Source organism: Kitasatospora gansuensis (assembly GCF_014203705.1).
Classification (GTDB): domain Bacteria; phylum Actinomycetota; class Actinomycetes; order Streptomycetales; family Streptomycetaceae; genus Kitasatospora; species Kitasatospora gansuensis.
The window spans coordinates 1,460,789-1,483,566 of sequence record NZ_JACHJR010000001.1; the positions used below are offsets into that span (position 1 = coordinate 1,460,789).

General features: G+C 72.9%; 27 protein-coding genes. 15 read left to right on the top strand and 12 right to left on the bottom strand.

Annotated elements, in window-relative coordinates; translation table 11 throughout:
• The first annotated feature begins 1 nt into the window (after position 1).
• Positions 2-1,090: an FAD-dependent oxidoreductase gene (locus F4556_RS06640; RefSeq protein ID WP_313068189.1), complete on the top strand. Its 1,089-nt coding sequence runs from the start codon at positions 2-4 to the stop codon at positions 1,088-1,090.
• Here the strand turns inward: F4556_RS06640 and paaE are convergent.
• From paaE to F4556_RS06670, 6 genes are all read right to left on the bottom strand, one after another.
• The gene (gene paaE / locus F4556_RS06645; protein WP_184912446.1) at positions 1,042-2,112 is read right to left on the bottom strand and encodes a 1,2-phenylacetyl-CoA epoxidase subunit PaaE; all 1,071 of its coding nucleotides are present in this window, start codon (positions 2,110-2,112) and stop codon (positions 1,042-1,044) included. The two genes, F4556_RS06640 and paaE, sit on opposite strands and share 49 nt — an antisense overlap.
• Positions 2,112-2,594 carry a 1,2-phenylacetyl-CoA epoxidase subunit PaaD gene (paaD, locus tag F4556_RS06650; RefSeq protein WP_184912448.1) on the bottom strand — a complete coding sequence of 161 codons (483 nt, stop codon included), beginning with the start codon at positions 2,592-2,594 and terminating at the stop codon, positions 2,112-2,114. Before paaD ends, paaE begins: the two co-directional genes overlap by 1 nt.
• Positions 2,588-3,469, bottom strand: coding sequence for a 1,2-phenylacetyl-CoA epoxidase subunit PaaC (gene paaC / locus F4556_RS06655; RefSeq protein ID WP_184912450.1), 882 nt, complete (start codon positions 3,467-3,469; stop codon positions 2,588-2,590). Before paaC ends, paaD begins: the two co-directional genes overlap by 7 nt.
• Positions 3,470-3,485: 16 nt before the next feature.
• Positions 3,486-3,773: a 1,2-phenylacetyl-CoA epoxidase subunit PaaB gene (gene paaB / locus F4556_RS06660; RefSeq protein ID WP_057239508.1), complete on the bottom strand. Its 288-nt coding sequence runs from the start codon at positions 3,771-3,773 to the stop codon at positions 3,486-3,488.
• Positions 3,770-4,717, bottom strand: coding sequence for a 1,2-phenylacetyl-CoA epoxidase subunit PaaA (gene paaA / locus F4556_RS06665; RefSeq protein WP_184912452.1), 948 nt, complete (start codon positions 4,715-4,717; stop codon positions 3,770-3,772). The genes paaB and paaA overlap by 4 nt, the downstream gene beginning before the upstream one ends.
• Before the next feature lie 101 nt (positions 4,718-4,818).
• Positions 4,819-5,313 (bottom strand): SRPBCC family protein, encoded by a 495-nt coding sequence (locus tag F4556_RS06670; RefSeq protein ID WP_184912454.1) that lies wholly within the window; start codon positions 5,311-5,313, stop codon positions 4,819-4,821.
• Positions 5,314-5,384: 71 nt separating this feature from the next.
• Here F4556_RS06670 and F4556_RS06675 point away from each other — a divergent pair, with 71 nt between their 5' ends.
• A complete protein-coding gene (locus tag F4556_RS06675) occupies positions 5,385-5,972 on the top strand; it encodes a TetR/AcrR family transcriptional regulator (protein WP_184912455.1) in 588 nt (195 codons plus the stop codon).
• Between the two features lie 53 nt (positions 5,973-6,025).
• Here F4556_RS06675 and F4556_RS06680 read toward each other — a convergent pair whose 3' ends face one another.
• A complete protein-coding gene (locus tag F4556_RS06680; protein ID WP_221503546.1) occupies positions 6,026-7,348 on the bottom strand; it encodes a M20 family metallopeptidase in 1,323 nt (440 codons plus the stop codon).
• A gap of 606 nt (positions 7,349-7,954) precedes the next feature.
• Between F4556_RS06680 and F4556_RS06685 the strand changes: the two genes are divergently transcribed.
• The 4 genes from F4556_RS06685 to F4556_RS06700 all read left to right on the top strand — a co-directional run bounded on the left by F4556_RS06685 (position 7,955) and on the right by F4556_RS06700 (position 10,994).
• The gene (locus F4556_RS06685; RefSeq protein ID WP_184912457.1) at positions 7,955-8,278 is read left to right on the top strand and encodes a GNAT family N-acetyltransferase; all 324 of its coding nucleotides are present in this window, start codon (positions 7,955-7,957) and stop codon (positions 8,276-8,278) included.
• Positions 8,279-8,375: 97 nt separating this feature from the next.
• Positions 8,376-9,383 (top strand): aldo/keto reductase, encoded by a 1,008-nt coding sequence (locus tag F4556_RS06690; protein WP_184912459.1) that lies wholly within the window; start codon positions 8,376-8,378, stop codon positions 9,381-9,383.
• Between the two features lie 31 nt (positions 9,384-9,414).
• A complete protein-coding gene (locus F4556_RS06695; RefSeq protein ID WP_184912461.1) occupies positions 9,415-10,008 on the top strand; it encodes a TetR/AcrR family transcriptional regulator in 594 nt (197 codons plus the stop codon).
• 74 nt (positions 10,009-10,082) lie between these two features.
• Positions 10,083-10,994, top strand: a complete 912-nt coding sequence (locus tag F4556_RS06700) for an ADP-ribosylglycohydrolase family protein (RefSeq protein WP_184912463.1) — start codon at positions 10,083-10,085, stop codon at positions 10,992-10,994.
• On the opposite strand, the gene F4556_RS06705 is transcribed toward F4556_RS06700, so the two are convergent.
• On the bottom strand, positions 10,961-11,227 hold the full coding sequence (locus F4556_RS06705; protein ID WP_184912465.1) for a GlsB/YeaQ/YmgE family stress response membrane protein: 267 nt from the start codon (positions 11,225-11,227) through the stop codon (positions 10,961-10,963). The genes F4556_RS06700 and F4556_RS06705 overlap by 34 nt on opposite strands.
• 392 nt (positions 11,228-11,619) lie before the next feature.
• On the opposite strand from F4556_RS06705, the gene F4556_RS06710 reads away from it, so the two are divergent.
• The 7 genes from F4556_RS06710 to F4556_RS06740 all read left to right on the top strand — a co-directional run bounded on the left by F4556_RS06710 (position 11,620) and on the right by F4556_RS06740 (position 17,782).
• Positions 11,620-12,105, top strand: coding sequence for a cysteine dioxygenase (locus F4556_RS06710; RefSeq protein ID WP_313068190.1), 486 nt, complete (start codon positions 11,620-11,622; stop codon positions 12,103-12,105).
• Positions 12,096-12,551 carry a rhodanese-like domain-containing protein gene (locus F4556_RS06715; protein WP_184912469.1) on the top strand — a complete coding sequence of 152 codons (456 nt, stop codon included), beginning with the start codon at positions 12,096-12,098 and terminating at the stop codon, positions 12,549-12,551. The genes F4556_RS06710 and F4556_RS06715 overlap by 10 nt, the downstream gene beginning before the upstream one ends.
• Before the next feature lie 129 nt (positions 12,552-12,680).
• Positions 12,681-13,739, top strand: a complete 1,059-nt coding sequence (locus F4556_RS06720; RefSeq protein WP_184912470.1) for an ABC transporter ATP-binding protein — start codon at positions 12,681-12,683, stop codon at positions 13,737-13,739.
• Positions 13,732-14,403 (top strand): ABC transporter permease, encoded by a 672-nt coding sequence (locus F4556_RS06725; RefSeq protein ID WP_184912473.1) that lies wholly within the window; start codon positions 13,732-13,734, stop codon positions 14,401-14,403. Before F4556_RS06720 ends, F4556_RS06725 begins: the two co-directional genes overlap by 8 nt.
• On the top strand, positions 14,400-15,077 hold the full coding sequence (locus F4556_RS06730; protein WP_184912474.1) for an ABC transporter permease: 678 nt from the start codon (positions 14,400-14,402) through the stop codon (positions 15,075-15,077). The genes F4556_RS06725 and F4556_RS06730 overlap by 4 nt, the downstream gene beginning before the upstream one ends.
• 148 nt (positions 15,078-15,225) lie before the next feature.
• Complete coding sequence (locus F4556_RS06735; protein WP_184912476.1) at positions 15,226-16,140, top strand: ABC transporter substrate-binding protein; 915 nt, start codon at positions 15,226-15,228, stop codon at positions 16,138-16,140.
• 151 nt (positions 16,141-16,291) lie between these two features.
• Complete coding sequence (locus F4556_RS06740) at positions 16,292-17,782, top strand: peptide ABC transporter substrate-binding protein (RefSeq protein ID WP_184912478.1); 1,491 nt, start codon at positions 16,292-16,294, stop codon at positions 17,780-17,782.
• 78 nt (positions 17,783-17,860) lie between these two features.
• Here F4556_RS06740 and F4556_RS06745 read toward each other — a convergent pair whose 3' ends face one another.
• Positions 17,861-18,475 (bottom strand): aggregation-promoting factor C-terminal-like domain-containing protein, encoded by a 615-nt coding sequence (locus tag F4556_RS06745; RefSeq protein WP_184912480.1) that lies wholly within the window; start codon positions 18,473-18,475, stop codon positions 17,861-17,863.
• A 419-nt stretch (positions 18,476-18,894) separates the two neighbouring features.
• Between F4556_RS06745 and F4556_RS06750 the strand changes: the two genes are divergently transcribed.
• Both F4556_RS06750 and yidD read left to right on the top strand, forming a co-directional pair.
• The gene (locus F4556_RS06750; protein WP_184912482.1) at positions 18,895-19,839 is read left to right on the top strand and encodes a hypothetical protein; all 945 of its coding nucleotides are present in this window, start codon (positions 18,895-18,897) and stop codon (positions 19,837-19,839) included.
• An 84-nt stretch (positions 19,840-19,923) separates the two neighbouring features.
• Positions 19,924-20,448, top strand: coding sequence for a membrane protein insertion efficiency factor YidD (gene yidD, locus F4556_RS06755; protein ID WP_184912484.1), 525 nt, complete (start codon positions 19,924-19,926; stop codon positions 20,446-20,448).
• On the opposite strand, the gene F4556_RS06760 is transcribed toward yidD, so the two are convergent.
• The 3 genes from F4556_RS06760 to F4556_RS06770 form a co-directional block, all read right to left on the bottom strand.
• Positions 20,445-21,695 (bottom strand): multidrug effflux MFS transporter, encoded by a 1,251-nt coding sequence (locus F4556_RS06760; RefSeq protein WP_184912486.1) that lies wholly within the window; start codon positions 21,693-21,695, stop codon positions 20,445-20,447. The genes yidD and F4556_RS06760 overlap by 4 nt on opposite strands.
• Before the next feature lie 74 nt (positions 21,696-21,769).
• The gene (locus F4556_RS06765) at positions 21,770-22,234 is read right to left on the bottom strand and encodes a hypothetical protein (protein ID WP_313068191.1); all 465 of its coding nucleotides are present in this window, start codon (positions 22,232-22,234) and stop codon (positions 21,770-21,772) included.
• A gap of 117 nt (positions 22,235-22,351) precedes the next feature.
• Positions 22,352-22,708 (bottom strand): hypothetical protein, encoded by a 357-nt coding sequence (locus tag F4556_RS06770; RefSeq protein ID WP_376775664.1) that lies wholly within the window; start codon positions 22,706-22,708, stop codon positions 22,352-22,354.
• Positions 22,709-22,778: the final 70 nt, after the last annotated feature.

Below are 22,778 nucleotides of genomic sequence, written 5' to 3' on the forward strand. Positions count from 1 at the left end.
CGTGGATGTCGTGGTGATAGGCGCCGGGCAGGCGGGCTTGTCCGCCGCCTATCACCTGCGGCGGCGCGGTCTCGCGCCGTACGCGGACTTCGTGGTGCTGGACGCCGACGACGCCCCGGGCGGGGCCTGGGCGCACCGCTCGCCCTCGCTCCGGATGGCCACCGTGCACGGCTTCCACGACCTGCCCGACTTCGAACTCCCGCCGCCCGACCCGGCCGCCCCGGCCCGCGAGGTGGTCCCGGGCTACTTCGCCGCGTACGAGGCGAAGCACGCGCTGCCGGTGGTCCGCCCGGTCCGGGTACGGTCCGTCAGTTCGCGCCCGGACGGGCGGCTGCTGATCGCCACCGACGCCGGCGACTGGACGGCCAAGGCCCTGATCAACGCGACCGGCACCTGGAGCAGGCCGTTCCTGCCGTACTACCCGGGGCACTTCACGGGCCGTCAGCTGCACTACGCCGACTACCGGGGCCCGGCCGAGTTCGCCGGGCAGCGAGTGCTGGTGGTCGGCGGCGGCGCCTCGGCGATCCAGGTGCTCTCCGAGGTCGCCGAAGTCGCCGAGACGGTCTGGGTGACCCGGCGCGAACCCGTGTACCGGGACGGCCCGTTCACCGAGGAGTCCGGCCGCGCGGCGGTCGCCCTGGTCGAGCAGCGGGTCCGGCAGGGGCTGCCGGTGCGTAGCGTGGTGAGCGTCACCGGGCTCGGCCCCTCGGTCGCGTACCGTCGCGCCGAGCAGCTCGGCGCGCTGCACCGCCGCCCGATGTTCGACCGCCTGACGGAGCACGGAGTCGCCTGGGGCGACCAGGAGTTGGCGGTGGACGCGATCGTCTGGGCCACCGGCTTCCGCCCCGAGGTCGGCCACCTGGCCCCGCTCGGCCTGCGCTCCAGCGGCGGCGGCATCCGGATCGACGGCACCCGGGCCGTCGACGACCCGCGCATCCACCTGGTCGGCTACGGCCCGTCCGCCTCCACCATCGGCGCCAACCGAGCGGGTCGCGCCGCCGTCAACGAGATCGTCAGACTCCTCGGCGCCCCGACAGGGGCCTACCGGTCGAAGTCGACGGTCACCTTGTCGGAGACCGGGCGGGCCTGACAGGTCAGCACATAACCCGCCGCCAGCTCCTTCTCCTCCAGCGCGAAGTTGCGCCGCATGACGACCTCGCCCTCGGTGACCAGCGCCCGGCAGGTGCCGCAGACGCCGCCCTTGCAGGCGAACGGCAGGTCGGGGCGGGAGCGTTGGGCGCCGTCCAGGATGGAGCGGTCGCGCGGCAGGGCGAGCGTGCCGGAGCGGCCGTCCAGCACCACGGTCACCTCGGAGCGCTCGCCGTCCGGCTGCTCGGGCGCGCGCTCGGCGACCGGCTCGTCCTCGGCGTGGAACAGCTCCTGGTGCACCCGGTCGGCGGGCACCCCCAGCTCGGCCAGCAGCTCCTTGGCCCCGAGCACCATGCCGTACGGGCCGCACAGCCACCAGTGGTCCACCTCGGGCACGTCCAGCAGCGCGCCGAACAGTGCCCGGACCCGGTCCTGGTCCAGCCGGCCGCTGAGCAGCTCGGCGTCCCTGGTCTCCCGGGAGAGCACGTGCAGCAGCTGGAAGCGCTCCAGGTGAGTGTCCTTCAGATCGGCCAGCTCGTCGGCGAACATCACCGTGTCGCTGCTCCGGTTCCCGTACACCAGCACCACCTCGGACTCGCCGTCGGCCAGCACCGAGGCGGCGATCGAGAGCATCGGGGTGACCCCGGAACCGGCCGCCAGCAGCACGTGCGTGCCGGGCACCGTCAGGTCGGGGGTGAACAGACCGACCGGCGGCATCACCTCCATGGTGTCGCCGACCCGGGCCTCCCGGACCAGCCGGCGGGAGAACAGCCCGCCCGGCACCTCCCGGACCGCGATCCGCAGCGGCCCGCCGGCCGGCGCGCAGATCGAGTACGAGCGCCGCTCGTCCACGCCGTCCACGATCCGACGCAGCGTCAGGGTCTGGCCGGGCCGGAAGGCGTACGCCTCGGCCAGCTCGGCCGGCACCTCGAAGGTGACCGCGACGGCGTCCTCGCAGAGCGGCTCCAGCGCCGCGATCCGCAGCTCCTGGAAGGTGAGCCGACGGGAGGTCGTGGTGGTCACTAGATCTCCTTGATCCGTTCGAAGGGCTCCCGGCAGTCGCGGCAGCGCCAGAGCGCCTTGCAGGAGGTGGAACCGAAGCGCGACAGCTCCTCGGTGTCCTGGCTGCCGCACTGCGGGCAGGGCACCGCGTGCCTGGTCCGGCCGAGCTGCAGCAGGCCGGTGTGGACCGGCGGGGCGATGCCCGCCTCGGCCAGTTTGCGCTTGCCCGCCTCGGTGATCAGGTCGGTGCTCCACGGCGGGTCCAGCCGGAGCCGGATCTCCACCCGGTCCCAGCCCGCCGCCCGCAGCCGGCCCGCCACGTCGGCGGCCATCTCGGCCACCGCCGGGCAGCCGGAGTAGGTCGGGGTGAGCCAGGCGGTGACGGCCGGGCCGTCCTCCGCCACCTCGGCCAGCACGCCGAGTTCGGCCAGCGTGAGCATCGGCAGCTCGGGGTCGGGGACGGCGGCCGCCACCTCCCAGGCCGACGGCGCGGTGGTCACCATGTCGCCCCCGGGTGCGCCCGGGCCACCACCTGGAGCTCGGCCAGCAGCAGGCCGAGCGCCTCGGTGTGCACGCCGTCCCGGCCCGCCCGCCCGCCGACCCGGGCCATCGGGGCCGCCTCCGGCACCGTCAGCCCGGCCCCGGTGATCACCTCGGCCAGCTCGGCCAGCACCGGACCGCGCAGCTCGCCCGGGTCGACGCCGAGCCGCGACTCGACCGGATCGGCCGTGAACAGCTCCTCCAGCAGCGGCCAGACCGCCGCGAGACCGGCCTGCATCCGCTCGGCGGAGTACGCCGTGCCGTCGCCGAGCCGCAGCGTCCAGGCGGCGGCGTACTCGCGGTGGTACGCCAGCTCCTTGACGCCCCGCGCCGCGACCGCCGCCAGCACCGGGTCGACGTGCGCGCTCAGCCGCTCGTACAGCGCGTGCCGGGCGGTGGCGAACAGCAGCAACCGGGCCACCGTGTGCCCGAAGTCGCCGTTCGGTACCTCCACCAGGCGGACGTTGCGGAACTCGTGCGCCTCGCGCCAGTACGCCAGGTCGTCCTCGGTGCGCTCGGTGCCGTCCAGCTGGCCGGCCCGGGTGAGCAGCTGCCGGGCCTGGCCGAGCAGGTCGAGGCCGAGGTTGGCGAGCGCCACCTCCTCCTCCAGCTCGGGGGCACGGGTGCACCACTCGATCAGCCGCTGGGCCAGGATCAGCGCGTCGTCGCCGAGCATCAGGCAGTACGCCGCCAGGTCGGCCGCGTCCACACCGGCCGGGGCCGCCCGGTCCACGCCGAGCAGCGGGTCGGCGAAGCCGGTGCCGTACGCCCAGCGGGCCTCACCCTCCGGGCCGTGGTCGGCCTCGGCGAGGCTCAGATACACGTGGTCGTCGCTCATGGCAGGTGCTCCCCCGTCAGATGTGCGGGACATCCTCGGGGATGTCGTAGAAGGTCGGGTGCCGGTAGACCTTGTCCCCGCTGGGGGCGAAGAACGGGTCCTGCTCGTCGGGGGTGGAGGCGGTGATCGCGGTGGACGGGACCACCCAGAGGCTGACGCCTTCGTTCCGCCGGGTGTAGAGGTCGCGGGCGGCGAGCAGCGCCATCCGGTCGTCGGCGGCGTGCAGCGAGCCCACGTGCACGTGGTTCAGCCCGCGCCGGGGGCGGACGAAGACCTCGTACAGCGGCCAGTCGGCCTTGCTCATCGGTTGCGCTCCTTCTGCTTCTCCGCGTGCGCCAGGGCCGCCTCGCGCACCCAGGCACCGTCCTCGTGCGCGGCCCGGCGGCGTTCGATCCGCTGCGCGTTGCACGGGCCCTGACCCTTGATCACCTGCTTGAGCTCGGACCAGTCCGGCTCGCCGAACGTCCAGCTGCCGCGCTCCTCGTCCCAAACCAGCTCCGGGTCGGGGAGCGTGACGCCGAGGTGCTGCGCCTGCGGGACCGTCATGTCGACAAATCGCTGCCGCAGTTCGTCGTTGGTGTGCCGCTTGATCCGCCAGGCCATCGACTGCGCCGTGTTCGGCGAGTCGCCGTCCGGCGGGCCGAACATCATCAGCGAGGGCCACCACCAGCGGTCCACCGCGTCCTGCACCATCGCCCGCTGGGCCTCGGTGCCGCGCATCATCGTCATCAGCAGCTCGAAACCCTGCCGCTGGTGGAACGACTCCTCCTTGCAGACCCGCACCATCGCGCGGGCGTACGGACCGTACGAGCAGCGGCACAGCGGCACCTGGTTGCAGATCGCCGCGCCGTCCACCAGCCAGCCGATCACGCCGACGTCGGCGAAGCTCAGCGTCGGGTAGTTGAAGATCGAGGAGTACTTCTGCCGCCCCGAGATCAGCTTCTCGGTCAGCTCGGCCCGGTCCACCCCGAGGGTCTCGGCCGCCGCGTAGAGGTAGAGCCCGTGGCCCGCCTCGTCCTGCGCCTTGGCCAGCAGGATCGCCTTCCGCCGCAGCGAGGGCGCCCTGGTCAGCCAGGCCCCCTCCGGCTGCATGCCGATGATCTCGGAGTGCGCGTGCTGCGCGATCTGCCGCACCAGCGTGGCCCGGTACGCCTCGGGCATCCAGTCCCGCGGCTCCACCCGCTGCTCGGCCGCCACCACCGCGTCGAACCGACCCTCCAGGGCCTCCACCGCTTCGGACACCGTCACCGCACTCGCCTCCCGACTGACCGTTCGGTCGGTACCATTGTGTAGCCGGGACCTCACCCCTGACAAGAGCGGACTCGGTCCCGACCACCGAACGGTCGGTCTCAGCCCTCGGCGGGCCTCGGGACGAAGAACTTGCGGAGCAGGCGGACCGCCGGCGACCAGCGGGCCGGGTGGGGCAGGCGGCCGGTGGCCTCGCGCTCGAAGTTGTCCAGGGCGTCCTGCAGCAGGGCCCCGTGCAGCCAGCGGATCACCAGCGGCCAGAACAGGAGCATCCGCCCCTCGGCCCGGCCGACCGCCTCGTGCACCACCTCGCAGCGGTCCGGCCCGAGCGGGACCACCCGGAACTCGTGGTAGCCGACCAGGCCGAGCCCCGGCGCGAACACACACCGCACCCGCCGGCCGGGCTCGAACTCGCTGACCCCGTACAGGATCCTGCCGTGCCCGCCCTTCGAGCCGACCGTGAGCCCGGCGTCGAAGCGCAGCGGCGCCCAAGCCGGCGTGGGCCAGATGCGGTCCCCTGGGCTGCCCAGCCCGTCGAGCAGGGCACCCACCCGGTCGGCGGGCGCCTCGATGATCCGGCGCTGGATGTTCTTCACAGCAGCTCTCCCCCTTGCCGTCCGACCTCCGTACGGAGGCGTATGGGAGGACCGTACGCTACCGTACGGGCATGGAGAAAGAGCGTCGTCGACTGGGCCCGGACGACTGGGCGGAGGCCGCGTTGACGGCGCTGGGCGAGGGCGGTCTCGCCGCCGTGGCGGTCGAGCCGGTCGCCGCCCGGCTCGGTGCCACCAAGGGCAGCTTCTACTGGCACTTCACCAACCGGGACGCCCTGATCGGGGCCGCGCTCGCGCTCTGGGAGGAGCGCTTCACCGAGGCGACGATCGCGCCGCTGGCGGCCGAACCCGACCCGAGGACGCGGCTGCGCAGGCTCTTCGCCACCGTGAGCGCGAAGGCCGGGCAGAACGCGGTGACCGCCCACGTGGTCGCCGCGGCCGACCACCCGGCCGTCGGGCCCGTGGTGCGCCGCGTGCTGCAACGGCGGATCGACTACGTCGCGGGCCTGTTCGAGGAGATCGGCTTCCCACCGGCCGTCGCGCTCCAGCGCTCGGTGCTGGCGTACACCGTGTACGTGGGGCACGACCAGCTCGCCGCGCGGCTGCCCGGCCTGCTGCCGCTGGGCGAGGGGGAGCAACTGGCCGACCACCTCGACGCGTTCCTCGCCCTGCTGCTGACGGACGCGCCGGACCGGCCCTGAACGCACCGGGCCGGGGCCGCCGGTGATCGGCGGCCCCGGCCCTCGGGGTACTACTAGGCGCGCTCGCGCAGCCTGGGCAGCGGGACGGCCAGCAGGGCGGCCAACAGTGCTATCCGCGGGGCGAGTTGATCGGTGCGGATGTGTTCGTGACGGGCGTGCGGGCCGGCTCCGACCGCGCCGAGGCCGTCGAGGGTGGGAAGCCCCCGGGCACCGGCGATGTTGGTGTCGCCCGCGCCGCCCGCCGGGGCACCGTCGAGGTTCTGGCCGAGTGCCGCGGCCAGTGAACGGACGTGCCGGAGCAGCGGGTTGGCGGGCCGCACCGGCCAGGTGGGACGACTGGAGAGCACCTCGGCACGGACCTTGGCACCGGGCCGCAGGGCGGTCAGGTGGGCCAGGTTGTCGAGGGTGCGACGCTGCGCCTCGGGGGTGGCGAACCGGAGGCCGAGCTCGGCCTCGGCCCGGCCCGCGACCACGTTGGCCCGGGTGCCGCCGGTGATCCGGCCGGCGTTCAGCTCGGTGCCCGGCTGGTTCACCAGCCCGCGTACCAGCACGAGTTGGTCGACCAGTTCGTCCACCGCCGAGATGCCCAGCGCGGCGTCGTTGCCCGCGTGGGCCTCGCGTCCGGTGACGGTGAGCCGGACCCGGCTGCTGCCCCGGCGGGCGGTCTTCAGGCTGCCGTCGGGGTGCGGCGGCTCCAGGCCGAGCACGGCGGCCGCCCCGGCCAGCTGACGTTCCACCAGCTTGCGGCCGTCGGGGCTGCCCAGCTCCTCGTCCGCGACCACCACGAGCCGGACCGGCCGGTGCGGTCGCTGCCCGAGGTCGGCGAGCAGTGCGAACGCCCCCTCCACCAGGGCCAGCCCGGCCTTCATGTCCAGCACGCCGGGGCCGGTCAGCGCGCCGTCGCGTTCCTCCACCGGCCAGTCCGCCAGGGTGCCGACCGGCCAGACCGTGTCGTGGTGGCCGACCACCAGCAGCGGCGCCAGGCTCTCGTCCCGGCCCGGCCAGTCCATCACCAGGTGGTCCCCGGCCTCGTTCGGCACCCGGCGGACCTGGGCGCCGGTGGCGGCGTAACCCGCGCCCAACTCCTCGGCCAGCGCGTTGAGTCGGGCACTGTCACCGGTCGGCGACTCGATCCTGGCCAGGTCGGCGCAGCGGCTGCGGACGGCGCCGCGCAGGGTGCGGGCCTTGGAGTGCAGGGTGGCCGGCAGTCCGGGGAGCGCGTCGGTGTCCGCGAACGCGACCCCGACGGCGGGCGGGCGGGCGGGCGTCCTGCCGACGGCCTCGGTGCGGCCCGCGGTCTCGGTACGGCGGTCGGCCTCGGTTCGGCCGACGGCCTCGGTATGGCCGGCGGGTGCGGCGGCCGATTGGGGGCTCATCGGGCGCCTCCCCGGCCGCCGCCGGTATTCAGCGCGGTCCGCGCGAACGGGGCGAGCGGCCCGGCCGGCCACTGCGGCGACGGTCCGGCGGACTCGGCGCGACGGCGGCGTACCTCGTCGGGCAACGGCTGGTGGAGCGACCTCGGGCTGGGCAACACTGCGTCCTCCTCGCTCGGTCCGGTGACCCCGGCTCGGCCCGGGGCACCTGGGACGGCGGCTCCCGCGCGCCGGTGCGGACGGGCACCGGCACGGGGGAAGCCGCGAGGTGAGCCTAGAAGATTCGTTCGTTCCCCTGCGAGGTGGCCCGGTGATCCACGCATCGGTGACCGGCGGGAGGCAGCCGCCGCTCTGGGCGCTCCCGGCTCGGGTCTCCCGGACCGCGCTCACCTCCACGATGGACCTCGGAACGTCCCCGTGCGCTCCGAATCGCGCGTCAGGGCCCGGAAGCACGCCTGATGGGTGACGGCCGGTCAGCCTTTGGTACCAGTCCGACGACTGACGCCCCCTTGACCGCGACGCCGGACGTACGGTTGATTCGTCCAGGTTTGTCCGTCACGGATTCGTCCGGAACTTCGTCCGGAACCAGCCCGAACCAAGGAGCCGACAATGTCAGGAACGGTCGCCGCCGAGCCCGTCGAAGTCGAGGACGTCGAGGCCGAGAGCAGGTTCGAGGCCCGGATCGACGGTGCCCTGGCGGGCTTCGCCGAGTACATCCGCAGCGCAAAACTGGTGGTCTACCCGCACACGGTGGTGGACCCGGCCTTCGAGGGCCGCGGCATCGGCGGCACGCTCGCCAGGGCCGCCCTGGACGACGCCCGGCGGCGGGGGCTGCCGGTGCTGGCCACCTGCCCGTTCATCAAGGCCTGGATGCTCCGACACCCGGAGTACGCGGACCTGGCGTACGAGAACCAGAGCCGGGTCACCGACTGATGGCCGGCCCAGGGAGTACTGGACTGACAGATATTGAAATCTGTCATCGCTCATGCCATAGTTGAGGCACCGGCCCACCCCTCCCTGGAGCTTCCTGATGAACACCACCCCCGCCCGCACCCGCCTCGGCAGCACGGGCCCGGAGACTTCCGCGCTCGGCCTCGGCCTGATGGGCATGTCCGACCTGTACGGCCCGGCCGACGAGGCCGAGTCGATCGCCACCGTCCACGCGGCCCTCGACGCCGGCGTGACCCTGATGGACACCGGCGACTTCTACGGCATGGGCCACAACGAGCTGCTGCTGCACGACGCCCTGCGCGGCCGCGACCGCGAGTCGGTGCAGATCAGCGTCAAGTTCGGCGCCCAGCGCGGCCCGGACCGCAGCTGGCTCGGCTACGCTGCGGACCCGGCCGCCACCAAGACCGCGCTCGCCTACACGCTGCGCCGCCTGCGCACCGACTACATCGACGTCTACCGCCCGGCCCGGCTCGACCCGAACGTGCCGATCGAGGAGACCGTCGGCGCGATCGCCGAGCTGGTGAAGGCCGGGTACGTCCGGCACATCGGCCTCTCCGAGGTCGGCGCCGACACCCTGCGGCGGGCCGCCGCCGTGCACCCGATCAGCGACCTGCAGATCGAGTACTCGCTGATCTCCCGCGGCATCGAGGCCGAAATCCTGCCCACCGCCCGCGAGTTGGGCATCGGCGTGACCGCGTACGGAGTGCTCTCGCGCGGCCTGCTCAGTGGCCACTGGCAGAGCGACCGGGAGATCGCGGCCACCGACTTCCGCGGCTTCAGCCCGCGTTTCCAGGGCGAGAACCTGACCCACAACCTGAGCCTGGTCGAGGCCCTGCGGGCGATCGCCGAGGCCAAGGGCGCCAGCGTCGCCCAGATCGCCATCGCCTGGGTCGCCTCGCGCGGCTCGGACATCGTGCCGCTGGTCGGCGCCCGCCGCCGGGACCGGCTGGCCGAGGCGCTCGGGTCGCTGGACGTGCAGCTCACCGAGGGCGAGCTGGCGGCCATCGAGGCGGCCGTCCCGGCCGGGTCCGCCGCCGGGGACAGGTACGCTGCGGCACAGATGGCCCACCTCGACAGCGAGCACTGACCCCGCCGTCGGCCCGAACCAGAGGAAGACCGTGACCAGCGACAGTGCCCTGACCTCCGAGCAGATCCTCAGCGCCGCCGAGGACGTGCTGCGGCGGTTCGGGCCCGCCAAGGCCACGGTGGTGGACATCGCCCGCGCGCTCGGGGTCAGCCACGGCAGCGTCTACCGGCACTTCCCCAGCAAGGCGGCGCTCCGCGAGGCCGTCACCCAGCGCTGGCTGGACCAGGCGCACCAGGCCCTGTCCGCGATCAGCACCCAGCCGGGCCCGGCCCCCGAGCGGCTGCACAACTGGCTGGCCACCCTGTTCGCGGCCAAGCGCCGCAAGGCCCTGGAGGACCCCGAGATGTTCGCCACCTACCTCACCCTGGTCGGCGAACTCTCCAACACCGTCGAGGCCCACATCGACACCCTGGTCTCCCAGATCGCCGCCATCCTCGAAGACGGCATCCGCCAGGGCGAGTTCCGCCCCACCGACCCCGCCACCACCGCCCGCGCGGTCTTCCAGGCCACCGCCCACTTCCACGACCCGGCCCACGCCACCGAGTGGTCCGACCCGCGCAGCGAGACCGACTTCGAGGCCCTCTGGTCCCTCCTCCTGACCGGCCTGAGCAGCAGCACGGCCTGAGCGAAACCCGGTCGCGCCCGGACGGACTCAACGGCGAGGATGGCGGCTCCCGTTGAGACCCGAGGAGAACGATCATGCGCCCCGCCCACGACAGCCTGCACGGCCTCGCCCTCGGCGACGCCTTCGGTGACCGCTGGTTCCAGCTCACCCCGGGCGAGGCGGACGTGGAGCTGACGGGCCGCCGGGTACGGCCCGCGCCGTGGCACTGGACCGACGACACCGCGATGGCGCTGGTGCTGTTCCGGCACCTGACAGCGCACGGCGAGGTCCGGCCCGACCTGCTGGCGGCCGAGTTCGCGCTCGAGTACACGGTGGACCCGGGTCGCAAGTACGGGCCCTCGATGCACCAGGTGCTCCGGCAGATCGACGCGGGCGCCGACTGGCGCGCCGTCACCTCGGAGATGTTCGGCGGGCAGGGCTCGTACGGGAACGGGGCCGCGATGCGGGTGGCGCCGCTCGGGGCGTGGTTCGCGGACGACCTCGGCCGGGTGGTGGAGCAGGCTCGACTGTCGACCCTGGTCACGCACTTCAACCCGGAGGCGGTGGCCGGTGCGGTCGCCGTCGCGGTGGCGGCGGCGCTGGCCGTCCGCGGCCGGGGCGGGGCGGCGCCGGAGCGCGCGGACTTCCTCGCCGAGGTGGCGGGGTGGCTGCCGGAGAGCGAGGTCAGGTCCGGGCTGCGGATCGCGGCCCGGTTCCCGGCCGGGACCTCGGTGCGGCACGCCTCGGTAGTGCTCGGCTCGGGGCTGCGGATCTCGGCGCCGGACACCGTGCCGTTCGCGCTCTGGTGCGCGGCGGGTGAGTTGGACGACCTGCCGGAGGCAATCTGGTGCACGCTCGGCGGGTGGGGGGACATGGACACCACCTGCGCGATCGCCGCCGGCGTGGTGGCGGCCAGGACCGGGCTCGGCCAGGTCCCGGCCGGCTGGTGGCGGGCCGTCGAGGAACTGCCGGGTCAGTCCCGGGAGTTGCCGAACACGATCCGGTAGCCGACCAGCAGGACGAAGGCGCCGGCGATGGCGGCGATCCAGGTGGCCGGGTCGTAGAAGCTGGCGGTCACCGGGCGGTTCAGCAGGGACGAGGACAGCCAGCCTCCGACGAACGAGCCCGCGATCCCGATCAGGGTGGTGACGATCAGGCCGCCCGGGTCGCGGCCGGGCAGGATGAACTTGGCGATGCCCCCGGCGATCAGGCCGAGGATGATCCAGCTGAGGATTCCCATAGTGCTGTTCCTGCCCTTCCCCTCACCCGCCCATGCGTGTGCGGTGTCGGAGTGCAGGACGCAGGTGGCCGCCCACCCGGTTGCGCCGGGCGGGCGACCACCTGCTGGTACACGCTTGACGCGGCCGCCCCGCACCGTCAGGATCACCCCATGGACACCGGCACCACCCTCGTCTGCCGCCTGCACGTCGATCTGCGACGCCAGGCGAGCGACATGTGTGCGTGCTGACGGTTCCACCTCGTTCCCTGTGACGTCTGCCAGGGCCTGAGCCGCCGCGTCGGCTCTGCTTCACCCGCCTGCTCTCTCACCCGACCGTCACCGTGCCGCCGCACGCGTGCCGGTCCGCTTCGGCTACCCCGAGGACCGTCATGAGCCTTGATCTCGACACTCCCGTGTCCACCGCAACCGCGCCCACACCCGCCCCGCTCTCCCCCGCCGCACTGCGGGAGATCGTCCAGACGGCGGCCGACCGACCCGGCGACTGGCTGCCCCGGGTCCGGCTCTCCGCCGAGGAACGCTGGTACGAGCGGCTGAGCCTGACCGAGGATCACGAGGTCTGGCTGATCAGCTGGCTGCCCGGCCAGTCGACCGGCTTCCACGACCACGGGGACTCCCGGGGCGCGTTCACGGTGGCACTCGGAGAGCTGGAGGAACTCTCCCTCGGCGGACCCGAACAGGGCCTGCTGGTGCGGCGGTTGGCGCCGGGCGCGGTACGTTCCTTCGGGCCCGATTACCTGCACGACGTACGGAACACCACCACAGGCCCGGCAGTCACCATCCACGCGTACTCGCCACCCCTGAGCGAGATGGCCAGGTATGAACTGCGGGCCGGCGGTCTGATCCAGACCGCCTCGGAGCGAGCGGAGCAGTGGTCTTGAGCGGCATCGACGATCTGGTGGAACGGGCCCGCGAGGGCGTGCACCGGCCCGGCCCGGCGGAGGCGTACCGGGCGGCGGCGGAGGGTGCGCTGCTGGTGGACATCCGGCCGGTCGGGCAGCGGGCCAGGGAGGGTGAGATTCCCGGGGCGCTGCTGATCGAGCGCAACGTCCTGGAGTGGCGGCTGGATCCGACGGGAAGTCACCGCATCCCGCAGGCGACCGGGCCCGACCTGGCGGTGATCGTGGTCTGCTCCGGTGGCTACGCCTCCAGCCTGGCGGCGGCCGCACTGCGCGAGATCGGGCTGCCCCGGTCCACCGACCTGGACGGCGGCTTCGTGGCCTGGGCGGCAGCCGGTCTGCCGACCCAGCCGGGTGGGCAACCCTCGTACGACGAAGTCGAGCTGACGCGTGGTGACAGCACTGGTGAAGATCCGACGGATCACTGAGGTTTGCGGTCATCCTGGTCCGGGCAAGCCATAACGTCTTCAAGATCCGTACCGACCGACCTGTTTGACGCAGCGGCACCGGACGCCACCGGCGCCCCGGCGCCGGACGACCCGACCGAGGACCCTGACGTGATCAGATTCGACGGCGCAGCCAAGCGCCACCCCGACGGCACGGTTGCCGTCGAAGGGCTGGACCTGGATGTGCCCGCCGGCCGGATAACCGTGCTGGTCGGCCCGTCCGGGTGCGGCAAGACCACCCTGCTGCGGATGGTCAACCGGATGGTCGAGCCGACCGGCGGCCGGGTGCTGCTGGACGGCACCGACGTCGCGGAGCTGGACGCGGCCAAGCTCCGCCGGGGCATCGGCTACGTGATCCAGCAGGCCGGACTCTTCCCGCACCGCAGGGTGATCGACAACATCGCCACCGTGCCGTACCTGCTCGGCTGGGACAAGAAGCGGGCCCGGGCCAGGGCCGCCGAACTGCTCGACCTGGTCGGCCTCGCGCCGGAGACCGCCAAGCGCTACCCGTTCCAGCTGTCCGGCGGTCAGCAGCAGCGGGTCGGGGTGGCCCGGGCGCTGGCGGCGGACCCGCCGGTGCTGCTGATGGACGAGCCGTTCAGTGCGGTCGACCCGGTGGTCAGGGCCGGTCTCCAGGAGGAACTGCTCAGGCTGCAGGGCGAGTTGAACAAGACGGTGCTCTTCGTCACGCACGACATCGAGGAGGCGGTCCGGCTCGGCGATCAGGTGGTGGTGCTCCGCGAGCACGGCCGGATCGCCCAACAGGCCGACCCGCACACCCTGTTGACCTCGCCGGCCGACGAGGGCGTGGCCGGTTTCCTGGGCCGGGACCGCGGCCTGCGTGGCCTGGGTCTGCGGCCCGCCGACGGCATTGCGGTCCGGCCACTGGCCGAGGGCACCGGGTACGCCGGCTGGCAGCTGGCCCTGGACTCGGCCGGCCGTCCGCTCGAATGGCGGCACCCGGACCAACTCTCCTCCCCCGCACCGGGGTTCAGGCCGGGGACGGACACCCTGCGGACCGCACTGGACGCCGCCGTGCTCTCCCCGGCGGGCGCGGCCGTGGTGCTGGACGCCCAGGGCCTGGCCGCCGGCACCGCCGACCGAGCCGCCGTCCTGGCCGCGCTCACCCAGCCCCAGACCGACCAGTCCCGGGTGGCCGGCCGTGCCTGACGACGAACCTCTGGTCCGCTGGGACTGGATCGGCGACCACCTCGGCTACCTGGGCGGGCTCACCCTGGACCATGCGGTGATGTCGCTGGTCCCGGTGCTGATCGGCCTGCTGCTGGCCCTGCCGCTCGGGCTGGTCTGCGCCCGCTTCCCGCGCCTCTACCAGCCGCTCGCGGTGGTCTTCAACACGCTGTACGCGCTGCCCGCGCTGGCGGTGTTCATGCTGCTGCTGCCCTACACCGGGCCGGGCAACCTGAGCACCGTGATGATCCCGCTGACCTTCTACGCGCTGGCGCTGCTGCTGCCCACCACCGTGGAGGGCATCCGGTCCACCCCGGAGTCGGTCCGGCAGGCCGCCGTCGCGCTCGGCTACGGCCCCTGGCGCCGGCTGGCCGCCGTCGAACTCCCGTCCTCGGTCCCGTACTTGGTGGCCGGGCTGCGGGTCGCCGCGGTCTCCAGCATCTCGATGGCGGCGATCGGCGCCCTGATCGGCCGGGGCGCGCTGGGCTACCTGTTCATCGACGGGTTCCAACGCACCTTCACCACCCCGATCCTGGCCGGCATCGTGCTGGTCGTGGCGCTCGCCCTGCTGGTCGACCTGGTGCTGGTGCTGGCCCGACGGGTGCTCGCGCCGTGGGCGATCCGGGAGCAGGGGGCGGCGCTGTGAACTGGATCGACTGGCTGCACACCTTCTTCACCGCCCCCGCCCGGCAGAGCGGGCCCGACTCGATCGTGCACCGGCTCGCCGAGCACCTCGCCTTCACCGGCGAATCCCTGCTGTACGCGGGCCTGTTGGCGATCCCGGCCGGACTGCTGCTCGGCTACACCGGCCGCGGCGCCGTCCTGGTGACCGCGCTGACCGGTGTCACCCGGGCGCTGCCCACGCTCGGCCTGGTCACCCTGGTGGTGCTGCTGGCGGGGGTCGGCGAGAGCGCCGTCCTGATCCCGCTGGTGGTGCTGGCCGTCCCGCCGCTGCTGGTGGGCGCGGTGGAGGGGGTCCGGGGCACCGATCCCGACCTGCGGGACGCCGCCCGGGGCATCGGCCTGACCCATCCTCAAGTGCTGTTCCGGGTCTGCCTGCCCGCCGCGCTGCCCGCCCTGCTGGCCGGGCTGCGCAGCGCCACCATCCAGGTGATCGCCACCGCCACGGTGGCCGCGTACGTCGGCCTGGGCGGTCTCGGCCGCTACGTGATCGACGGCCTGGCACTGCGCGACTACCCCGCCGTGGCCGGCGGGGCGGTGCTCGTGGTGCTGCTCGCGCTGCTCACCCAGCTGCTGTTCGCCGGGCTGCTCCGGTACGCCCTGCCACCCGGCATCCGGCCCCGGCGCACCGTCAACTGACCACTCATGACCGGCCGTCGGCCCTTGCTCATACCGACCTGACACTGTCATGCGTGGAGATCGTCATAGTGCCCGAAGCACGGCGATCACCAGGAGAGCATGGGACTGCGGCCACTCCACAGCCCATCCGAGTCACGAAGGAATCGCCATGACCACCCGTCTGCTCCGAACCGCCACGGCCGCCGCCCTCCTGCTGGGTGCCGCGGCGTGCAGCTCCTCCGGCGGCGACCCGCTGGCGTCCTCCACCACGTCGGGTGCCGCAGGCTCCGGCAAGACCGTGGTGATCGGCTCCGCCAACTTCCCCGAGAACGAACTGCTCGCCTCGATCTACGCGCAGGCCCTCAAGGCCAAGGGCGTCAAGGTCGAGGAGAAGTTCAACATCGGCAGCCGCGAGGTGCTCTACGGGCAGCTCAAGAGTGGTGCCCTGACCGTGCTGCCGGAGTACAACGGCGCACTGCTGACCTACCTGGACGCCAAGAACCCGGCCCTGACCGGCGGCACCGAGGCGGTCAACGGAGCGCTGGCCACCAAGCTGCCGGCCGAACTGACGCTGCTGGACTCCTCCGCCGCCCAGGACAACGACTCGCTGACGGTCTCGGCCGAGAGCGCCGCCAAGTACAACCTGAAGAGCATCGCCGACCTGGCGGGCAAGTCCGCCGAGTTCGTGATCGGCGGCCCGCCGGAGTTCAAGAACCGCAGCGAGCAGCTGCTGAAGGACACCTACGGCCTCACCTTCAAGGAGTGGAAGCCGACCGGCGAGACCACCGCCAACGCGATCAAGGACGGCACGATCCAGGTCGGCAACGTCTTCACCACCGACCCGAAGATCGTCACGCTCAAGCTGGTCTCGCTGGCCGACCCGAAGAACGCCTTCAGCACCCAGAACATCACCCCACTGGTGAACAAGGCGGGCGTGGACGCCACCGCGACCGCCGCCCTGAACAAGATCTCCGCCAAGTTGGACACGGCCGGCCTGGCCGAGCTGATGAAGAAGGTGGCGGTCGACAAGGCCGACCCGTCGACGGTCGCCAAGGACTGGCTCAAGGCCAACGGCCTGATCTGACCTGACGCACCGTCCGCCCACAGCACGGCTGGCCCGGGCCGCCTGCCGCCCTGCGCCGCTCACCGAGCGGCTCCGCGGGGCGCGCAGGCGGCCCCGACTTCGGCGAGGTCGAAGCCCATTTCGCACACCTGAACCGAGGGGACCCACGCCCATGAGCACCATCAGCTGGAACGGCACCGAACCGGAGAACCCGCTGGTACCGGGCGACGCGACCGAGCGCGACAGCGTGAAGATCGTGAACGCCCTGTTCACCGGCCTGGTCGAGTACGACCCGAACACGGCCGCCCCCCGTACCGCCGTGGCGAAGACGATCGACTCGCCCGACTCCCGTGTCTACCGGATCGTGCTGAACCCGGGGTGGACCTTCCACGACGGCACCCCGGTGACCGCCGCGAGCTTCGTGGACGCCTGGAACCACACCGCCTACGGCCCGAACAAGCTGCAGGGCGCCGAGTACCTCTCCCACATCGAGGGCTACGAGGCCACCCAGAGCGGCGCGGCGGACGAGCTGTCAGGTCTGAAGGTGATCGACGACAGCATCTTCGAGGTGACGCTGTCCGCACCGTTCTCGGCCTTCGTGACCCAGCTCGGCTACACGGCCTTCTTCCCGCTGCCGCGCAGCTTCTTCGCCGACCGCGAGGCCTTCGTGGCCCACCCGGTCGGCAACGGCCCGTTCAGCTTCGAGTCGCACACCCCCGGCGTGAACATCGTGCTCAGGCGCTACGACGCGTACGCCGGGGCCCGCAAGCCGAAGGTGGACGGCGTGGAGTTCCGGTTCTACCGAATGCTCGAGGACGCCTACGCGGACGTGGTGGCGAACAAGCTCGACTACCTCGACTTCGTCCCGGCGGACGCGCTCGACGGCGGCCGCTACAAGCAGGAGCTGGCCGGGCGCTACGTCGCCAAGCCGTACATGGGCGTGCAGTCGATCTCGTTCCCGATGTGGGACCCGCGCTTCGCCGACCCGCGCCTGCGGCAGGCGCTCTCGATGGCCATCGACCGGCAGTACGTGATCGACACCGCCTTCGACGGCGACAAGATGCTGCCCGACGGCCTGGTGCCGCCGATCGTGCCCGGCTACGGCGGCAACGCCAGCGGTGACCTGTGCACGTACCAGCCGGAGAAGGCCAAGGCGCTGTTCGAGACCACCGGTTTCGAGGGCCCGATCGAGCTGACCTCCAACGACGACTCGGCCAACCAGGTGTGGATCGACGCGGCCTGTCGCACCATCACCGCCGCCCTGGGCGTCGAGGCCAGGTACGCGCCGGTGCCGACCTTCGGTGAGTTCCGGAAGCTGATCAACGAGCAGAAGGTCACCACGATCTTCCGCTCCGGCTGGGTCGCCGACTACCCGTCGATCGAGAACTTCCTCAACCCGATCTTCCGCACCGGTGCGGCGGTCAACGGGTCCGGCTACTCCAACCCGGCGGTGGACGCGCTGCTCGCCGAGGCGGACGCGGCCCCCTCGGAGCAGGAGGGCTGGGAGCTCTACCGGCAGGCCGAGAAGATGATCCTGCAGGACATGCCCGCGATCCCGCTCTGGTACCAGAAGGTGGAGTCGGGCTGGTCCACCCGGACCGGGAACGTCACCGTCACGCCGCTGCTCCAGCTGGACCTGTTCGACGTGACGATCGAGGACTGACGAGGACTGAGACGCCGTCACGGCCGCGGCCCGCACCCGGAGTTCCGGGTGCGGGCCGCGGCCGTGCGTGCGTGCTGCTCAGTACCAGTGGTGGGTCAGCCAGAACGCCCAGGCGGCGTTCGGGCTGCCGTAACGGTCGTTCATGTAGCCGAGCGCCCACTTGATCTGGGTGGCCGGGTTGGTGCGCCAGTCCGAGCCGGCCGAGGCCATCTTGGAGCCGGGCAGCGCCTGGGCCAGCCCGTACGCGCCGGAGGCGGCGTTGGTGGCCTTGATGTTCCAGCCGCTCTCGTGGCTGATGATGTTGCTGAACGCGGCGTACTGGGCGGCCGGGACGATGCTCCGGGCCAGCTCCTTGACCGCGCCCGGGCTGGTGCCGACGGTGGCGGCGGACAGCTCGGAGCGCTGCTCGGAGCGGGAGGCGGCGGCCGGGTTCTCCTGCGGCTTCGGCTGCTCGGCCTGCGGGGTTGCGGCCGGTGCCTGAGCGGCCTGCGGCTGCACGGCGGGCTGCTCGACGGCCGGCTGCTCAACGGCCGGCGCCGGGTTGCTCGCGGCGACCGCGACCGGGGCGGCGACGGCGTTCTCCTCGGGCAGCGCCACCGCGACCGCCGAGGCGGCACAGGCGGTCGCCAGACCGGCGGAGGCCACCATCAGGGTGGTGCGGCGGCGCATGACGGCAAGGAGGGAGCTACGCATGAAGGGGAGGACCTCAATCGTGTGGACCGGCCCGGGGCGCACCGCTGCCCGGTCGGCCGAGGGCCGTTACCAGGGGCAGCCGCACCACCGGCCGTGAGCGCCCCGTACTGCTCCGGGCGCCTGGCGGCGCGCTCCCCCGGACCGGTCCGACCGAGTGGTGGCCGGTGCGACAGGCGGGAGCGCCTTGCGACTCCACCAGTGTTAACGCGGTCCCTACCGGCCCACAAGGGCGCCCGCTACGACGCCGCGTCGTAGTCGCACCTTCGCCTTCGACGCTCAGCCGCCTGGCCACCGACGAACCCGGCCACGTACCCGCTCCGCACCTTCGAAAGCACTGTGGCCCGCCTCACTGCGGGCAGCACGCTCCGCCACCGGACCGGCACTCGGCGGTCATCGGCGAGGCACTAGGATCCGAACCCATGAGCGACGGGGCGCAGGGGTCGAACGGATGGGCGCGGCCGGACGGCGGGGAGCCGGACTGGGCGGCACTGGCCGAGCAGCACGAGCAGCAGTACCGGCGGCGGAAGAAGCTGCGGATGATCGGGGCGGTGGCCGGTTCGGCCGTCCTGGTCGGGGTGATCACGGTGACGGCGGTGGCCCTGAGTGGCCCGGCCAAGGACACCAAGGCGAACCAGGCCCCGACTCAGGCCCCGACGAACGCCCCGACCGCCGACCAGGCCGGGACGACGTCCACCGAGCCGCCCGGCTCCTCCCCCTTCCCCACCACCTCGGCTTCGGCGTCCCCCTCCCCTTCGGCGTCCGGCTCCGTCAAGCCGTCGGCCGCCGGCACCTCCCGTACTCCGTCGGCCTCCGGCGCCCCGGCCACCCCGGTACCCGGCAGCACCGCACCGCTCGACCCGCTGACCGTCATCTCCGCCGCGGCCACCGACACCGCCCCGCTCGACCCGGGCTCGCTGTTCCCCGCGACCACCCTGTCGATCGACGGCAAGACCTGGACCAGGCTCACCACCGGCGCCAACCCGACCTGCTGGCAGACCACCACGGGCGGGCTCGGTGACGTGATCACCGCGCAGGGCTGCCGGACCGTGCTGCGGGCCACCTACACCTCCGGCAGCAGCGCCGTCACCATCGGGGTCGCGGTGTTCGACGCCCGGGCCAACGCCGATGCGTCGAACCAGGCCCACAAGGGACAGGTCCAGGGGCTGGTGGCGGCCGGCCAGACCTCGTTCTGCACCTCGGCCGGCTGCGTCAACACCCATGGCGCGGTGGGCCGTTACACCTATTACACGGTCTCGGGCACGGTGAAGCCCGGCGGCAACACCGCCGATCCGGTGGCCACCGCCGCCGGCCCCGACTTCGCCGCCCACGCCCGCGCCCAGCTGCTCGCCCGGGGGTCTCGCTGACCACCTCCCGGTGACCCGCTCCCGGTGACCGCGTACGCTGTCGCCGCCGGTACCCGGGCCGGCTGCCTTCGGGGGGAGACATCGATGCAACCGCACCTCAGCAGTCCCTTGGACCCACCGCCGCCGCGCGAGCGTCGCCGCTCCTGGTGGTGGCTGCCCGAGCAGGAGCGGCGGGCCCGGCGGGAGCGCCGCCGGGCGTACAGCCGCTGGAAGGCCCGGCAGAAGAAGAACGACGACTGCGACCCCTGCGACGGCTGCGACTGCGCGGGCGACGGCTGCGGCGACCCCTGCCTGATCGCGCTGATCCCGGTGGTGCTGACCTCGGCCGTCCGGTTCGCCGTCCTCGGGCAGCGGGCCGCCGCCGACCCGGCCGCGCCGGTGCCGTCCGGGCCTACGGCAGCCGCGCTGTACGGCGCCGTCCACCACTACCGCACCCGGATCAGCCCGAACCGGCGGGCCTGCTGCCCGTACACCCCGAGCTGCTCCACCTACGCCGTACAGGCCCTGCACCGCCACGGCGCCCTGCGCGGCGCCCGGCTCACCGCAGGCCGGCTGCTGCGCTGCCGCCCGGGCACCCGGGGCGGCCAGGACCCGGTGCCGGGGAGCTAGTTCTTCGTCCAGGGGCGGCAGAGCAGGACGAAGGCGATCAGCGCGGCCGCCCCGCACCCGGCGACCACTATGCCGAGCAGCAGCACCGACGGCCGGCCGCCGAGGCTGCTGAGCGGGGCGACCAGCGCGCCGCAGGTGAAGGTGCTGACGCCGATCAGCGCCGAGGCCGAACCGGCCGCGTGCGGGGCCATGGTGAGCGCCTGGGCCGAGGAGTTCGGCAGCACCATGCCCATGCCCGCCATCAGCAGGAAGAGCGCGGGCCACACCCCGGCCAGGCCGGGGTCCCAGACCGTGGTGAACAGGATCAGCGCCAGGCCCGCCAGCAGCGGCGCGGCCAGCCCGATCGGCAGCAGCCGGTTCATCGGCAGCCGCTGCACCAGCACTCGCCCGTTCAGCTGGCTGAAGCCCACCACGCCAAGGGAGTTGACCGCGAAGATCAGGCTGTAGGTCTGCGGCGAGATCTGGTACTCGCTCTGCAGCACCACCGAGGACCCGCCCACGTACGCGAACAGCGCCCCGAAGCTGAACGCGCTGGTCAGCACGTAGCCGGTGAAGCGCCGGTCCCGCAGCAGCCCGCCGATCGCCCGCAGCGTGGTGCCGAGGCCGCCGCCGTGCCGCCGCTCCGGCGGCAGCGACTCGCCCAGGGTCAGCAGCACCCAGGCGGTGAGCACCGCGCCGAACAGCACCAGCGCCAGGAACGAGCCCCGCCAGTCGGTGACCCGGAGCAGCTGGGCGCCGACCGCCGGGGCGAAGATCGGGGCCAGCCCGCTGATCAGTCCGAGCGAGGCCATGAAGCGGATCATCGCCACGCCCTCGAACCGGTCCCGGGCGATCGCCCGCGCGATCACCAGACCGGCCGCACCGGAGAGCCCCTGCAGGAACCGCCCGCCCACCAGCACCGCCACCGACCCGGCGAACGCACAGAGCAGCGTGGACAGCGTGTAGAGCACCATCCCCGCCAGCAACGGCCGACGCCGCCCGAGCCGGTCGCTCATCGGACCGAACAGCAGCTGACCGATCGCCAGCCCCAACAGCGAACCGGTCAGCGTCAGTTGGACGGCGGGCGCGGTCGACCCCAGGTCACCGGTCAGCTCCGGGATGGCCGGCAGATAGAGGTCCGTGGTGAGCGGCCCGAGCGCCACCAGACTGCCGAGCACCACCACCGTGGCCCGCCCCGGCCCGGCCCCGCCGGCTGTGGTCCGCTCGTCGGCTGTCGATCCGGTGGTCTCGGTGGTCGGGCCTGTCATGGGGCTCCTCGGCTCCTGGTCGGTGCCCCAAGTCCTACCGCAGCCGCCCCCACCGCCGGAACCCGCCCCCTGCCTCACTCCGTGGTCGTACCGGCCTTGCGGGCGGCGATCACCACGACGTCGTCCTGCCACCCGTAGAGCCGGTCCCCGATCACCGCCACGTTGTACAGCCCGCACCGGGCGTCCGCCCTGGCCACCGCATCGTTCGGGAACCAGGCCGCGCTGAGCCGCACCGTCCCCTCCGGCTTGCCCTTCTGACACCCCGCCGGCAGCTTGCCACCGTCCGGCAGGGTGGCGCTGATCAGCCGGTCCCCACCGGTGGTCGACCTCAGGTACGTGACCTTGGTCGCCCCGTCCGGCAGCCAGCGCGGCACCGAGGCGTGGTCCTGCTTGGCGGCCGCCCCGGAGGCGTAGTGCGACTTCTGCTGGTGCCGGTCGTCGAACCAGTCGTGCGCCTTCGGCACCACCACCAGCGCCCCGGCCGCCAGCACCGCCGCCCCCGTCAGCGCACCGACCGCCACCTTCCCCGCGACCCCCACGGCCACCCTCCTCGTCCTCGACTCCCGACTACACCGACCATCCTTCCGGACGCCGCCGCAGCCGTAGTCGGCACGAAGTACCGCTTCGATCTACCCCTTTGGTCTGACCCGGCCCCCCTAAGGACGGAACTCCCGGACCATCTCGATCAGGCCGACGATGTGCTCGTTGAACTCGGCCAGCTCCTCGGCCGGCACCCAGAGCTCCAGAATGGTGCGGCCGCCGGCCTGCTGGACGGGGTAGCGCGCCAGGAAGTCGGTCTCCACCTCGAACCGGGTCACGTAGCCGACACCGGAGGCGGGCACGTTCCAGTCCCGGGCGATCCGGACGGCGTAGTCCTCGTTCATCACCGGATAGAAGATCGGCTGATCCGGCAACCGCGGCGGCCAGGCCCGCCAGCCGGACGCCTCGACCAGCGCCAACTCCTCGGGGCCGGTGGGTCGCCAGAGGGTGGTGGTCGCGGTCATCTTCCTCATCCTTCGCTCTCGGTCAGCGCTCCACGCTACGCGGCCGGGCCACGGGCCGACCAGCCGTTTTGCTCGGGTC

What these genes read in the sequence shown, in the direction of transcription:
- paaD (WP_184912448.1), bottom strand. Translation starts at nt 2,594, where the DNA reads ATGGTGACCACCGCGCCGTCGGCCTGGGAGGTGGCGGCCGCCGTCCCC.
- paaC (WP_184912450.1), bottom strand. Translation starts at nt 3,469, where the DNA reads ATGAGCGACGACCACGTGTATCTGAGCCTCGCCGAGGCCGACCACGGC.
- paaB (WP_057239508.1), bottom strand. Translation starts at nt 3,773, where the DNA reads ATGAGCAAGGCCGACTGGCCGCTGTACGAGGTCTTCGTCCGCCCCCGG.
- F4556_RS06675 (WP_184912455.1), top strand. Translation starts at nt 5,385, where the DNA reads ATGGAGAAAGAGCGTCGTCGACTGGGCCCGGACGACTGGGCGGAGGCC.
- F4556_RS06680 (WP_221503546.1), bottom strand. Translation starts at nt 7,348, where the DNA reads ATGAGCCCCCAATCGGCCGCCGCACCCGCCGGCCATACCGAGGCCGTC.
- F4556_RS06685 (WP_184912457.1), top strand. Translation starts at nt 7,955, where the DNA reads ATGTCAGGAACGGTCGCCGCCGAGCCCGTCGAAGTCGAGGACGTCGAG.
- F4556_RS06690 (WP_184912459.1), top strand. Translation starts at nt 8,376, where the DNA reads ATGAACACCACCCCCGCCCGCACCCGCCTCGGCAGCACGGGCCCGGAG.
- F4556_RS06700 (WP_184912463.1), top strand. Translation starts at nt 10,083, where the DNA reads ATGCGCCCCGCCCACGACAGCCTGCACGGCCTCGCCCTCGGCGACGCC.
- F4556_RS06705 (WP_184912465.1), bottom strand. Translation starts at nt 11,227, where the DNA reads ATGGGAATCCTCAGCTGGATCATCCTCGGCCTGATCGCCGGGGGCATC.
- F4556_RS06735 (WP_184912476.1), top strand. Translation starts at nt 15,226, where the DNA reads ATGACCACCCGTCTGCTCCGAACCGCCACGGCCGCCGCCCTCCTGCTG.
- F4556_RS06740 (WP_184912478.1), top strand. Translation starts at nt 16,292, where the DNA reads ATGAGCACCATCAGCTGGAACGGCACCGAACCGGAGAACCCGCTGGTA.
- F4556_RS06745 (WP_184912480.1), bottom strand. Translation starts at nt 18,475, where the DNA reads ATGCGTAGCTCCCTCCTTGCCGTCATGCGCCGCCGCACCACCCTGATG.
- F4556_RS06750 (WP_184912482.1), top strand. Translation starts at nt 18,895, where the DNA reads ATGAGCGACGGGGCGCAGGGGTCGAACGGATGGGCGCGGCCGGACGGC.
- yidD (WP_184912484.1), top strand. Translation starts at nt 19,924, where the DNA reads ATGCAACCGCACCTCAGCAGTCCCTTGGACCCACCGCCGCCGCGCGAG.
- F4556_RS06760 (WP_184912486.1), bottom strand. Translation starts at nt 21,695, where the DNA reads ATGACAGGCCCGACCACCGAGACCACCGGATCGACAGCCGACGAGCGG.
- F4556_RS06770 (WP_376775664.1), bottom strand. Translation starts at nt 22,708, where the DNA reads ATGAGGAAGATGACCGCGACCACCACCCTCTGGCGACCCACCGGCCCC.